Source organism: Streptomyces sp. NPDC104307, assembly GCF_055584045.1.
Map to the genome: position 1 here is coordinate 43,009 of NZ_JBVJMU010000010.1, position 12,676 is coordinate 55,684.

Sequence of the window (12,676 nt, forward strand, 5' to 3'; positions counted from 1 at the left end):
TCATTTGCCGGGTTCTGCGGGATCGGCTCCCGCTGTGTGAGGAGAGCCTGGAAGGAGGGAACGGGCTGTAAGGAAGCGGTGGGGGCTTGAGGCGCGGATCAGCCGCCGCGAATGTGCTCGGTAACGAAGGTGTAGCCGTCGGGCAGTTCCCAGCCATCCGCCTTGCCGAGCCCGCGGCAGTGCTCCCGGAAGGCCTCTCGCTGGCCTTCGCTGGGCGAGCAACCCGGCCGCAGGCGCCGGAGGTGGCCGGAGACAAGCTGGGCCGCCGGCAAACCCTCACCGCTGACATCCGTGCCGCCCCACGGATGTATTACCCGGTGCGTGACCGGGTGGTAGCCGATGAGAGGAATGGCCGGCTCCCTGTCACGCGCCGGGAAGTGCGGCTGGCCCCACGTGTCCCGACTGCCTCGGTCCGGCTCCAGGATATGTTCGGCGAGCAGATCGGTGACCGCCGCTTCCAGTGCTGCGGACTGTGACCGGGCCGGCCGGCGCCCGTATACCGCGCTCGGCAGAATCGATCGGTCCATCAGGGCATGGCCGTCCACGGTAAGCAGCCCGCAACGGCGCACTGTGCGCATGACCAGCTGCCGGGGCCCGAGCCCGGCAGCGCTGTCTCCACGGTGGTCGCTGCCCGGGGCGTCCTCCCGGGTCAGCACGCGGGGGTCGTAGCAGTGCCCGGTCTCCCGGTCACCGACCCGTATCTGTTCTTTCAGCCGCATCGTGGTGAGACGGATCACGGTGGTGCCGTGGCACCTGCGCAGCTCGAACATCAGACCGGGGAAGAAGGTGTTGGGCCAGGTAATCCCGGTCAAACGGCCATGTTCGTCGCCGACTTCGGCGGTGACTTGCTGCACCGCTTCCTTTTCGTCAAGTGCCACACCGACATGGTCGATTTCGAGGCGGAGTCCTGGGCGCGTGCTGTGAGACAGACGAAGCTCTTCGACGACGTACGGATGCAGGGGGAACCAGCCGCCGATGAGATGGGCCAGCCGCAGGGGTGTCCGCCAGACGGTTTCCCGTGCGTCGTTGCGCAGGAGTTCGCCCGTGCCCAGGAAGACGTCGTCGGAGAGAGGTAGCTCGACCGGGTCCAGCGCAGCCTCCACCTCCGTCTGCGCGGGCAATGTGGACGTCCAGCCTCGTCCTGCCGGGGTCAGGGGATCTCCGGGTTCCTCCGCATGACCGGGATGATGGGATCGCCACACGCCTCCGCCTTCGAAGGCATCGTCGAGGGTGATCCGGCAGCCGCTCTCGAACAGGCCTCGGTCGCTGTCTCCCTGGACGACATCGGCGAGAGCCACGTTCGCCCGGCACACCGCAGCGGCGTAGCCCACTCCCCTGAGCAGTTCCGTCGCACCTGGAAACTCGCGAAGCCGCGGACCCACCGCCGTGTACACGGTGACCGGTGAGGTGAGGCCGTAGCGCCGCTTTCCTGAAGGAGCCGCATGCTCCACCGCTGCAGCGAGTGACCTGAGATCATCGCCGCCCAGCGGACCGGTATCTCGCCAGCATGCGGCCAGCGATGCCCGTGTCATGGCGTAGTTGCCCCATGTCCGCATCGCAGAAGCAGAGTTGAGGATGCCCCGCACTGTATCGAGCAGGCCGAGCAGTCCTGCCCGCAGATCGTCGTAGTGCGTGCCTCCCACCAGCGTGGCAAGGGACACGGGAACGAATGGGCTGAGCAGCTGCTTCCGTGCGGTCGTCAGGAGGTAGTCCGCATAGGCCGGTAGGTCATCGCGCCGGGCTGCTTCCGGGGACGGATAGCAGACGTCGACAACCACATGCCCGTCCTCGTTGATCCAGCGCCCGCGCGTGCGTAAGCGGTGGAGCTGGGACGGTGACAGGCTCAAGGCCGACCCGAAGGCGTTGAGATCCGGGACCAAGAGCTCCCGCCGTCGCGGCCCGGCGCCCTCCCCTGCCTTACCCGGCCCCTCCGCGCCAGCTGGCGCTCCCGACACCCAGGCCGGCACGTCACCTAGCGCGCCGACGTCCGGGTGGGCACCCTCTCGATGAACGATCTCGGCGTACAGCGGGTCCGATCCGGTGGCAACACACACCATCGCACCGACCGGGAGCACAGGAGCGCGTTCCCCGAACGAGATCACGGGGAAGTCGTCCAGACACAGCGGACTGCCGCCGTAGCCGTCACCGCCGAGGTCGTACCCGAAGTACACGGCGTTGAAGGCGACGGTGGTGTGCACCGGCGCCGGACGGGCCGCCACAACGGCTTCGAGATAGCACCGCAGCCGATCCCGCTCCTGGACGGGTACGGCTTCGTATCCCCTCGTCATGTCCGACGTCAGGAGGGCCCTGTCACCGTACGGATCAGGTACCCCCACCCTCTCGTATTCACCGACCGCTGCTGACACATACGGGTCCCCACCCATGACACCTCCGCCGCATTACAGGTCACCCCCGCCCGCCTGCGGTAATTCCCGCAAATTATGCCTGTGCTTGGGGATGCCGTGGCCCTTTTCATCACATTGCGATTGCCGACAGCGGCCGACGCAGGGCAGGCAGAAGCATTCGGTACGTGGTAGCCGGCGTCGCGCACCGTGGCTGTGCCCGGTACCCGTGTTTGAGTGCCAGTGGGCAGGCGGCCCCAGGTGGTGGCCCACCCCCACCCTCGACCAGCGAGGCAAACCGTGGGACTGTCCACGGCCTGTGTGCAGCGCCCTGTCTGCGCCAGGGGTCTCGTCCGCAGTCCGCCGAGTGGATCCGGGAGGAGCGCACACGCAACCGCTCAACAGCGCCGCTCCGGCTGGAAGAGTGGCCGGTCGTGATGATTCGCGTACTTCTCGCCGACGATCAGGACATGGTGCGCCGCGGCATGCGGCGCATCCTGGAGCACCAGCGGACCTGGAGGTGGTGGGTGAGGCGGCGGAAGGTGTCGCGGCCCTGGAAGCGGCCGACGCCCTGCGGCCCTTTTCCGGACTAAGGAATTGCAGGTCGACTGTGATGCTCCCCCCAGTGCCCTCTCGCGGGCAGGTGAACACGGAAGGGTAGGTTCTGGGCATGGTTGGTGACTGGCGGGTGGACCGGATCGGAAGTGCTCTTCGGGGCGAAAACCCTGTGGTGCTTAGGCGCTTGGACGCGGGATTCGCGGTGATCGGCGATGTGCAGTTCCTACCGGGCTACTCGGTCCTCTTGGCGGACGATCCCATGGTGGAGAGACTGTCGGACTTGCCTAAGGCCAAGCGGCTGGCCTTCCTGTCTGACATGGACCAGCTCGGAGAAGCAGTCGAGCGAGCGTGCAGTCGTACGGATCCGGCTTTCCGGCGGGTGAACCTGGAGATCCTGGGCAACACGGACGGGTTCTTGCATGTGCACGTATGGCCGCGCTTCGATTGGGAGCCAGCCCAGCTGGTGAGTATGCCGGTGTGGCTCTATCCCCGCGACAACTGGTCCGACAAGGAGTTCGCACTCGGTGCGCAGCACGACCCGCTGCGCAAGGCGATCGGTGATGAGCTGGACCGTCTGCGCTCGGCAAGCTGACGGCGAGGTCATGAGGCGGTCATCACCAGCACGCGGGGGAGGTGGGCGGGCATGTGCTCGACCTCGGTGTCCCGGCCAAAGTCGCGGATGCGCTGACCGATAATTTGAACCAGACCGCAGGCCCTGTGGCGGCCGCCGGCGCATCCGATGGCGATAGTGCGGACCCCTGCGGGGAACATCGCGTAGGACACGATGTTGTCGATCAGTTCGCGGGCCCCGAGAGTGTTCAGGACGACGTCCTGAACACGGGGGTGGAAGCCGTCGAGGTCGAGGATGTCCCGAGCGGCGGCCGGGTGGACGTCCTCGACGCGGTCAGCGGTCCGCGGGATCGGGGTGCCGTCCGGGCTGGCGGGGCGGTGAAGGTAGCCGAACGAAAACAGGCGTATCGGGTGCAAGGTCGGAGTCTCCTGTTCCTGGCGGCGGTGCTGAGTCTGCGATGAGGGGCATGCCGAGGTCGACCAGTTGGGGGCGGCCGCAGGTGCCGAGAGAGACCTTGCGGAGTTCGAAGTGCTGCTGGAAGCCGCGCCACTCTGCCGCGTCGGTTCGCGGTATTCCTCTTGCGGGCGCTCAGCTCGGCGTCGGTCGAGGAAGCTGCGGTAGGTCCGCACCAGATCGTCCTGGAAGACTGCGAGGTATGCCTGAGTGGTGGTCAGTGTCTTGTGACCAAGGATTCGGGCGGCGATATGGACGGGCAGGCCGCCGGTGACGGCCTCGGTCGCGAACATCCTCCGGAAGTCGTGGGGGGGTGTAGCGCAGTGGCTCCCCAGCCTGGTCGCGCAGCCCGGTGGCCTCCAGGGTCCGGTCCGGCGCACGCTTGATGCCGGCCTCGCTCATGACCTGCGGCTGCCAGTAGGGCCGCCGCTGGAACAGGTGCGGCAGTTGAGGGCCTGTGACGCGCTCGTGCCAGTCGTAGCGGGAGATCAGTGGGACCGCGCCGCCGTTGGAGTCGCGCAGGCGCTTGATGATCGTGGCGAGGAAGCTGGCGAGTTCGGGGCTGACCAGCAGCAACCGTTCTTCATTGCTCTCGGAGGGAACGACCTGAAGGAGCGGGACGACTTCGCCGGTGTCCAGGAGTTTGTAGGAGACCAGGGCGAGGTGGGTGAGCTCGGTCAGTTCCTCGGCCCGGACGCCAGTATGCCGCAGGGTCTCGATGATCGCCCAGGCCCAGAAGGCGTCGTCCTCCACGAGACTCTGGTTGATCCGGCGCGCTGCTGCCGATTCGCAGGCCCGCTCCTTCGACACGGCTGCCGCCAGCTACGCTGCGAACCGTCCTTCATACCCGTCCGAATTGCTCGACGCGGTCGAGGAACTCACCGGCTTCCCCTTGGAGGGCGCCCGAGTCGCCGACGTCGGGGCCGGCACCGGACTGGCAACGATGCTTCTCCAGTACCGCGGTGCGAACGTCATCGCTGTCGAGCCCGGCCCGCAGATGGCCTCGCAGTTCCGTCTCATCCTCCCCGAAGTCCCCCTCGTGATCGGGGACGGCAACAACCTGCCGCTGGCCTCCGCCTCCATCGACGTCCTCACATATGCCCAGGCCTGGCACTGGACCGACCAGCGCGAATCTGTCCCGGAAGCGCTCCGGGTCCTGCGCACCGGTGGTGCACTCGCCCTCTGGTGGAACGACTCGGACAGCACCGTTCCGTGGATCGCCGACCAGGACGCGCGCTTGCGCCGACTCTTCGGTGCCGACGACAGCCCTCATGACCCCATGGCCCGGTTCTGCGGACTACCGACCGAGCTCGGCTTCGTCCACCGGCACGTGCCATGGACACGGACCGTCCCTCTCGACATGCATCTCGCCAACCTCGCCAGCTACTCCGACTTTCTCGTTCTCGGCAAAGAAGCAACGACCACCTTCATGGCCAAAGAGCGTGACTTCCTGGCCAAGGTCTTCCCGAATGGGATGGTCGAGGAGCACTACGTGGTCAGCCTGGCTGTCGCGACCTGTTGACACAGCGATACGTCACGGCGCTCAAGCAGATCGGCAAACGCCGTCTCCGAAGGTAAACGCGTCGTCCGATGTGATGCCGCCTTGAGATCCAGCCACCTCATGTGCCGCATACGACCTGTCACATAACCTCGTGCGAGGAGACCTCACGTGAGGGCGCGGGTCTCTGCTTGGAGGAGACAAAGGTGACCAAAAACGGCGCGCGGTGGCTCGCGGGCGGGCTGATCGCGGTCTGCGTGCTGCTCATCGGCCCCAGCGCACCGAACAGTTTCTCCATCGCCAAGCCACTGCCGGCCGACGCCCCGGAGGAGGTCGTGCCGAACCGTGTCATGACGTGGAACATCTGCAATCCCTGCGGGAGCGGCCAGAACGCCGGACGGGCGGCAGAGATAGCGACCTACGCGCCCCAGGTGATCGGCCTGCAAGAGGCGTGTGTGGGGGATGTCGAGAGGATCCGGGATCACCTGCGGTATCTGTACGGGCTGGTCTATCACGTCGAGTACGGGTCGGTGCTGAAGAGCTGGAGCCGCTGCGGCGGAGTCCCATGGAGTCCGGGAGGCTTCGGGCAGGCGATCCTCTCGGCCGCCCCGATGACCGACCGGGTGACCGTGGAATATCCGGAGGGCGGTTCGGAGGACCGCGGGTACATGGCCGTCACCACCCTCGTGGACGGCCGGCCCGTCCGGGTCTTCAACACGCACCTGGCGGAGCGGCGTCAGGAGTCGTTCCGCGCGAAGCAGACCGCCGTACTGGCGAAGGCTGTCGCCCGGCACGACCGCACGATCGTTCTCGGCGACTTCAACGCGGTCCCGGACACCGCCGAACTCACCGGGATGTGGGGCCTGGCCACGGACGCGGACCGCGCGTGCGGCCCCTCTGCGGTCGGCACGTGCGAGCCGACCACCGACTGGCGCAGCAAGTTCGACTACATCTTCCTGCGCGGTTTCGCCCCGCTCAAACAGGATGTGCACCTCACCCCGTACTCGGACCACGATCTGGTGCAGGCCGATCTGAGACGGTCGTAGCGAGCCGCGCCACTGCCACCGACAGCGGGCAGGAACTCGACGAAAGGGTGACGGTGACGAGCCCGGTGCGACTCCGTGCGTCCTCTCGCGCGGCACGCGCGTCTACGGCACAGGACCGGCTGAGACACCGCCGAAACGGTCGAGCAGAGCCCGAGCCTCTGTGGTGCGGCGATGATCCGGGCCCAAGGCGGCCAGGCAGGCGTCGTGAGCGGATACGGCCCGCACGCGGGCCTCAGCATCGCGGCCCAGTCCCAGGAGGGCGGTAGCCGCGACAAGCTCCACGGAGCCGGCGTCCTGACCCCGCCCCTCCGGCGGCAGACCGCGTTCCAGAGCCTCGGCACCCGCGGCCTCGGCGAGAGCCTCCTCGTAGCGGGCCTGCCCGTTGAGGCTGCGGACCAGGCCGAGTTGCAGGACCAGGGACATCCGGTCCGGTTCACGATGCGCGGCCAGGGCGGTGCGGACCCGCGCCTCGGCCTCCACGTGGCGCCCTTGCCCATTGAGCGCGAAGACCTCACCGTTACTGGCTGCCGCCGCCACGGTCCGCAGCTCCGGGTCCGTGCCGCGCATCGCGGCCCGGACAACGGCCGCGCACTCCGCCTCGCACTCCGCGTACCGACCGAGTGAGGCCAGCTGCTGGGCGCGGTCGGAACGCACCTTCAGGGTCTGCCAGTGGCCGTCCCCGAAGATCCTTCCGAAGACCGGCAGGGCCTCTTCGTGTGCGGCGAGAGCCGCGGCATGGCGGCCCTGGGCACCGATCGCGATCGCCGTCACGGTCAGCGCCAACGGCAGCTCCGTATCGTCGCCCGGCCGCGACCGGACCACGGCCCTCGCCTCGGCCTCCGCCTCGGCGAAACGCCCGGCCTGGTGCAGAGCCACGGCCCGGGACACGGAGGGCGTATGCGTACGTCTGCCGCGCGATCGGAAGAATTGCATGCCCGGAGCATAGGAGAACGCATGAGCGAACAGTGTCTGTGTCGGAGATCTCCGGGCCACCCGATCCGGAGCCTCCCCTGTCAGCTTGCCTCGGCAACGCCCGGCTGAGGCGACCTCGGCGTCCCGGCGCCCCCGTGGGGCACGGCGGTGATGATGGTGTCGAGGAGCGCGTGGGACGCCTGTAGATCCTCGATGGCGCGGGTGATTCGCTCGCCCTCCCGGCGCAGTTGGGCGAGCAGGTCCGGGCAGGTGGGCACGAGGCGCTCGTCGTCCGCCCGGATGCACGGCAGAACCTGAGCGATCAGCGCGGTCGAAAGGCCTGCCGCCAGCAGACAGCGAATGCGGCGCACCGTCTCGACGTCCGACTCGCTGTAGACGCGGTATCCGCTCGGCAACCGCTCGGGGGTCAGCAGCCCTTGCTGCTCGTAGTAGCGCAGCAGCCGCTCATGGACCCCGGTGCGCCGCACCATCGCGTTCATGCGCATACCGCCGGCCCCATTTCCCACTCCCCCTGCACACGGCACGACTTGACTCTGACACCGATGTCGGAGTTTAGCGTCGGCTGCATGACCACTGATCACGCGTTTCCCTTCCCTCACCTCGATGTCCTCGTGCGGGGGCGCGGTCCCGCGCTCCTGCTGGCGCACGGCGCGGGAGGCGGCGTCGAGGGAAACTTCGGCCTCGTCCTCGACGACCTGGCCCGGGACCACACCCTCGTCGGCCCGCACTACCCGGGAGCGGGCGGCTCCCCCGCCGCCGTCGAACCCTTGGACCTGGACGACCTCGCCGACCGCCTGGTCGCAGCCGCCGTCGCGGCCGGCCAAGAATCGTTCGCCGTCCTCGGGGAGTCCCTCGGCAGCGCGGTGGCCGTCCGGATCGCCACCCGGCACCCCGGCCGCGTCCGGGCCCTCGTCCTCACAGCCGGCTTCGCCGTCGCCGACCCCGTCCTGGCGCTCGCCGCCCGGCTGATCAAGTCCCTGTCAGCCAACGGCCAGTGGGAGGACGTGGCACGGCTCGCCCTCATATCCTGCATGTCACCGTCGGACCTGGCGGACCTCGAACCGGCCGACCTGGACGAACCGGTCGCCCAGACCCTGACCGCGATGCCGCCGGGCATGCTGGACCACTTCGACCTGGTGTCCCGCGTGGACGTCCGGGCCGACCTGGCGAAGGTGTCCGCCCCCACCCTGGTGGTGGCGCCGACCGGCGACCGGCTGGTGCTGCCGGAGAGCTCGTACCGCCTGGCGGGCGGGATCCCGGGCGCCCGGCTGATCGAACTGCCCGGCGCAGCGCACCTCCTCAACCCGGCAGACCGGGCGACCTGGCTCCACCACGTCCGCGATTTCCTCGCCACCCTCCCCGCTACCCACACCGCCGCGTCAGCGTGAGCGCCCCCTACTGCTGTGACCGGGGACATTGCCGGATTGCGCCGGTGGCGGGCCGGTTGAAAGGACGGTGTACTCCCAACCTGGCTGTCAACGCGCCGGGTCCTGGACGAGGTCTTCGAGATCTGCGCCGGTGAGCAAGCAGTCCCCCCCCTCCATGCTGCGGACGCGGACGACGGATCACCCGCAAAGACAGCTTGTTGGAGGCGAATGGACCGGCTCAGTGTGCACAGGGGGCGCGCGCGGGGCACGGACAGCGCGTTCCGTGACCGCTGGGAAAACAGGGTCGGATGCTGTTGGGAAGAGACCACCTAAGCCGATGTGAACCCTGCCCGCCGCCCCCAACGGAAGGCGCTCTCGGGACGCCATTCCCGGACCGGTCGGACCGGCTACCTCATCTCGCGGAGGCGTACGAAGCAAACCCTGGACGAACGGGTTGCACAGGAACGGGATCAGTCCGCCCGGCGGGCTGCCGGGAGCCGGCACTGCCCACGGAACCTTCAGAGGTCCGGACGGATCTTGCCACCGACGTGCGCGATTCGGAGCTTGCCGCCTTCTCCGACGGGGCGGAAGTGGATGCGGCCGGCGCCCGGAGTGAAGCGGGCGTGGAGGTGGAACGTCTCCGATCGCCCGTCCAGGTCTTCGAACCGACATACGCGCTTGCGCGTCTCGCCCTCCGGAGTCACCTTGCTCCGCCATTCCGGCTCATGCGTCGCGGCAGGGTCCCATGCGGCGGCTGCGGCATCCAACCGCTCCAGGCAACGTCGCACGGGCACAACCCAGCGCGGGTCGAGGTTGCTGAACTGAGCCTCGGTGCGGGGCAGGAACTGGAGGCTCGGATAGAGGTCAGCCCTGCGTTCCCAGATCTGACGACCAGTCACTGCCCGGGCCAGGCTCGACCCCCGGATCCAGCCGAGGTGTTCCTCGACGTGCGGCAGGGCCGAGATATGCCGTACGCCGACAGTGTCGTGCTCGAACTCCAAGGAACCGTCGTCACGTTCGACGAGTTCGCTGCGTTCGATACTGACCGTCGACGTCTGCCACTCACGGGAGACCGGAAGACTGACCGCGACACCATCCATGAAGTGCGCGGCACCCAGGGCCTGGGCTTCTTCTCCCTCGTGGCGGTAGTCGAGATGTCCGTCCGCATCCGGTTCCGGAAAGACACTGCGGACCGGGGACCTGTTTCGCAGACCGAGGAGACGCTGCCAGCGGACATGATTCTTCGGGCTGGCCCCGATCCACTTGCCGACCGGATAGCCCTCGGCGATTTCCAGTGACTTGAGCGCGACCTCGCTGACCAGAGAAGTCTCACCCGGGTCCTCCTTGGCGACGGCGCGCACGGCGTCGACCAGGTCGGCCATCGCCGCACCGGCGCGGTCCGGGTCACAGGCAACGCCGCAGGACTTCTCGTTCAGGAACAACAAAGGCATACTTCCCCCTCAACCGTTGGCTGTTCTTCGTCAGTCCAGCAACTGATCCAGTGAGTTCTCCCACTCGTCGAAGAACCCTTCGGGCCACTGGGCCAGCATGCCGTCCTCGTCGACCCGGGGGCTGATGACCTCGGCCCCCGAGCCGTTGCCCTGGAAGAAGTGGATGAGCGCCTCCTCCGGCCGCAGGTCTCCCCGTTTGACGGCAAGGCGGACTCCGTTGAGGACGTGGTCGCTGTGGGTCTCGACGATCATTTGCGCCCCGGTAGCAGCGGCCGCCGAAATCAGTGCCGCCATCCTGCTCTGCCCTTTGGGGTGGAGATGGGCCTCGGGATTTTCCAGCAGGATCAGGCTCTCCGGAGTGGCTGTGAGACAGGCGACCACGATCGGCAGCGCGTAGGTGAGGCCGAAGCCGACATTGGTGGGGCGGCGGCGCCGGGTGGCGTTGATTCCGGCGGTGCCACCGAAGCCGTAGGAGAGACGGACGAAGTCGGTGCCCTCGATCGCGGAAGCCTGGAGGTTCACACCGGGGCAGAGTTCCTGCATCCAGGCAACCGTTTGATCGAGGAGCTGAGGCGAGGCCGCACCCGGATGGCGCAATGGCCCTTCGGGGACCTCTCTCTCGGTGAAGTGGCGCAGGTAGTTGACCGTGTGTTCGCCCCGGACACCGAGGAACCCGCGGTCGATGGCTACCTGACGTGATCGCGGGTAGGTGACGGCCGGCGTGATGCGATCGGCGTGCAGGTACTGGAACGGCGTGTCGAGCAAATGGGGGAGCTCCGGCGAAACCCTCACCTCCATCACGTCTTCGTCGGGCTGCTCCGCGTCGTACAACGCGGCGACCCGGACCGCGTCACCCATCTCGACAACGAGACCTACCACAGGCGCCTGGGTGGCCAGCAGGTCGTCGGCAGGACCGAAGTCGTCGTGCAGGACGTCGCGTGCGGTTCCGAGCTCCACCAGCTCGCCGTTGAGCAGCAGCCCCCCTCGGGGGGCCGTCGCCCGATCGGGCCCGAACGACTGGCGAAGCAGGGCGAGGGACTGGACGACACTGCTCTTGCCGGAGGAGTTCAGTCCGGTGAGCAGGGTCAAGGGACCCATGGGGAGTTCAAGGCGGCGGAACGCCTTGAAGTTGACCAGGGTGAGCCGAGTGATCACTGTCAGGCATCTCCGTGTTCAAGGAGGTCTTCGAAGAGTTCCTGTACGGCTTCGAACCGCTTTCGTACCTTCCTGGGGTCTCCGGTGGCCACGGAGATCGAGCGTTCGAACTCGGTGTCCTCCATCAGGTCCGCAAAGGCGTCCAGCACGCTCAGCCGCCTCAGCACATCGTGCTGGGGCGGGGCGAGCCCGGCCAGATTCACCGCGATGGTCTCGAACAGGGCCTTGTTGATGGGGGACTTGCGTTGCTGCCCCGCCCGGTACTTGCGGAAGGCGTGAACGCCGAAGATCGCCTGGGCTGCGTCCATGGCGTGGCTGAACTCGTTCCGCAGCTGCGCCTCTTCCGCGGGTACGAAGCGGTTGATGCGGTGCATGGCCTGGCCCAGGAACCCGTCGAAGTCGCCGTTCTGGTATCCATCCGGAGGTGTGAGCCGGAAGGCAAGGAAGCGAAGGACCATCTCGCGGTCGGCCATGCGGTCCCCGACCACGCTGTAACCGGTGGCACTGCGGAACTCCTCGGACGCCGCGAGTTCCGCGAGGAAGGTTCTGGAGCGGCCCGGGATGAGCGCGTGCCGGATCTCCTGACGGGTGAGCGGTTCACCGCCGGTGTTGATACGGGCGAAGACGTTGAACATGACCGGCTCGGGGGTGCCGCGCCTGATGACGTGGACGACGACCTCGGTCTCGCGCAGCCGGATCTGAAGCTTGCCAGAGAGGTTGTGGAAGCCCGCTCCCGCAAAATTACGCAGGTACTCCAGCCCCTTCAGCGTCAACGGTGCCGCGTTTACCGTCTCGGCGTCGAAGAAGCGAGCGATGGAGGTGAGGCGTTGAATGCCGTCCACGATGGCCCAGCTGCCGTCCTTCTGCTCGGCGGCGTAGAAGGACGGGATGGGAATGCGCAGAAGCAGCGACTCGATCAAGCGGCTCTGCTTCTCATCGGTCCAGATCCCGGCCCGGCGCTGGAAGTCGGGAGCGAGGTCGATCATCTCGTTGCGGAGCCGAGAGATCAGCAGGTCGACTGTGGTCGTGCGGGTCTCGATGTCGATGTGTTCGGGGTCAAAAGGCGAAGTGATCTCGTCGACACCGCCCTCGGTGGCCTCCCGCTCGACGTCTGTGGGCTGCCCGTCGGAGGCGGTCTCCCTGCCGAACAGCTCGTCCAGGGTAGGGAGCTCCCCCGGCACCTCCTGGTAACGCTCGTAGACCGACCGCTGGTCCCGCGTGCGCCTCTGGCTACTGTCCTCCAGCGCGGCCATGTCGTCCGTCGCCCTCGCCCTCGTGTTGTGCCGGGTCACTCTGTCCGTC

The 12,676-nt window shown here is 67.6% G+C and carries 11 protein-coding genes; 4 read left to right on the forward strand and 7 right to left on the reverse strand.

All coding sequences use genetic code 11. The features are described 5' to 3' along the window. Nucleotides 1–98: 98 nt before the first annotated feature. A complete protein-coding gene (locus ACZ601_RS24125; RefSeq protein WP_469541307.1) occupies nucleotides 99–2,366 on the reverse strand; it encodes a hypothetical protein in 2,268 nt (755 codons plus the stop codon). 646 nt (nucleotides 2,367–3,012) lie between these two features. Here ACZ601_RS24125 and ACZ601_RS24130 point away from each other — a divergent pair. Then, entirely contained in the window at nucleotides 3,013–3,492 is a 480-nt protein-coding gene (locus tag ACZ601_RS24130; RefSeq protein WP_469541310.1) for a diadenosine tetraphosphate hydrolase, read from the forward strand. 8 nt (nucleotides 3,493–3,500) lie between these two features. On the opposite strand, the gene ACZ601_RS24135 is transcribed toward ACZ601_RS24130, so the two are convergent. Then, complete coding sequence (locus ACZ601_RS24135; protein ID WP_469541645.1) at nucleotides 3,501–3,887, reverse strand: RapZ C-terminal domain-containing protein; 387 nt, start codon at nucleotides 3,885–3,887, stop codon at nucleotides 3,501–3,503. Nucleotides 3,888–4,642: 755 nt separating this feature from the next. Here ACZ601_RS24135 and ACZ601_RS24140 point away from each other — a divergent pair. After that, nucleotides 4,643–5,446, forward strand: a complete 804-nt coding sequence (locus ACZ601_RS24140; protein ID WP_469541312.1) for a class I SAM-dependent methyltransferase — start codon at nucleotides 4,643–4,645, stop codon at nucleotides 5,444–5,446. Nucleotides 5,447–5,628: 182 nt separating this feature from the next. After that, complete coding sequence (locus ACZ601_RS24145) at nucleotides 5,629–6,468, forward strand: endonuclease/exonuclease/phosphatase family protein (RefSeq protein WP_469541315.1); 840 nt, start codon at nucleotides 5,629–5,631, stop codon at nucleotides 6,466–6,468. A gap of 102 nt (nucleotides 6,469–6,570) precedes the next feature. On the opposite strand, the gene ACZ601_RS24150 is transcribed toward ACZ601_RS24145, so the two are convergent. Then, the gene (locus ACZ601_RS24150; RefSeq protein ID WP_469541318.1) at nucleotides 6,571–7,401 is read right to left on the reverse strand and encodes a tetratricopeptide repeat protein; all 831 of its coding nucleotides are present in this window, start codon (nucleotides 7,399–7,401) and stop codon (nucleotides 6,571–6,573) included. Between the two features lie 80 nt (nucleotides 7,402–7,481). Further along, nucleotides 7,482–7,886, reverse strand: coding sequence for a MerR family transcriptional regulator (locus ACZ601_RS24155; protein ID WP_469541321.1), 405 nt, complete (start codon nucleotides 7,884–7,886; stop codon nucleotides 7,482–7,484). Nucleotides 7,887–7,967: 81 nt separating this feature from the next. Here ACZ601_RS24155 and ACZ601_RS24160 point away from each other — a divergent pair, with 81 nt between their 5' ends. Next, complete coding sequence (locus ACZ601_RS24160) at nucleotides 7,968–8,789, forward strand: alpha/beta fold hydrolase (protein ID WP_469541322.1); 822 nt, start codon at nucleotides 7,968–7,970, stop codon at nucleotides 8,787–8,789. 497 nt (nucleotides 8,790–9,286) lie between these two features. Here ACZ601_RS24160 and ACZ601_RS24165 read toward each other — a convergent pair whose 3' ends face one another. From ACZ601_RS24165 to ACZ601_RS24175, 3 genes are read right to left on the reverse strand one after another with little or no spacing between them, the layout of a single operon-like run. Next, nucleotides 9,287–10,219 (reverse strand): hypothetical protein, encoded by a 933-nt coding sequence (locus tag ACZ601_RS24165; RefSeq protein WP_469541325.1) that lies wholly within the window; start codon nucleotides 10,217–10,219, stop codon nucleotides 9,287–9,289. A gap of 30 nt (nucleotides 10,220–10,249) precedes the next feature. Then, a complete protein-coding gene (locus tag ACZ601_RS24170; protein WP_469541327.1) occupies nucleotides 10,250–11,374 on the reverse strand; it encodes an AAA family ATPase in 1,125 nt (374 codons plus the stop codon). A gap of 2 nt (nucleotides 11,375–11,376) precedes the next feature. Then, nucleotides 11,377–12,666, reverse strand: coding sequence for a DUF262 domain-containing protein (locus ACZ601_RS24175; RefSeq protein WP_469541330.1), 1,290 nt, complete (start codon nucleotides 12,664–12,666; stop codon nucleotides 11,377–11,379). Between the last annotated feature and the right edge of the window lie 10 nt (nucleotides 12,667–12,676).

Excerpts from the sequence above, each read along its gene's own strand:
- ACZ601_RS24130 (WP_469541310.1), top strand. The coding sequence starts at position 3,013 with ATGGTTGGTGACTGGCGGGTGGACCGGATCGGAAGTGCTCTTCGGGGC.
- ACZ601_RS24165 (WP_469541325.1), bottom strand. The coding sequence starts at position 10,219 with ATGCCTTTGTTGTTCCTGAACGAGAAGTCCTGCGGCGTTGCCTGTGAC.
- ACZ601_RS24150 (WP_469541318.1), bottom strand. The coding sequence starts at position 7,401 with ATGCAATTCTTCCGATCGCGCGGCAGACGTACGCATACGCCCTCCGTG.
- ACZ601_RS24140 (WP_469541312.1), top strand. The coding sequence starts at position 4,643 with ATGATCGCCCAGGCCCAGAAGGCGTCGTCCTCCACGAGACTCTGGTTG.
- ACZ601_RS24160 (WP_469541322.1), top strand. The coding sequence starts at position 7,968 with ATGACCACTGATCACGCGTTTCCCTTCCCTCACCTCGATGTCCTCGTG.
- ACZ601_RS24155 (WP_469541321.1), bottom strand. The coding sequence starts at position 7,886 with ATGCGCATGAACGCGATGGTGCGGCGCACCGGGGTCCATGAGCGGCTG.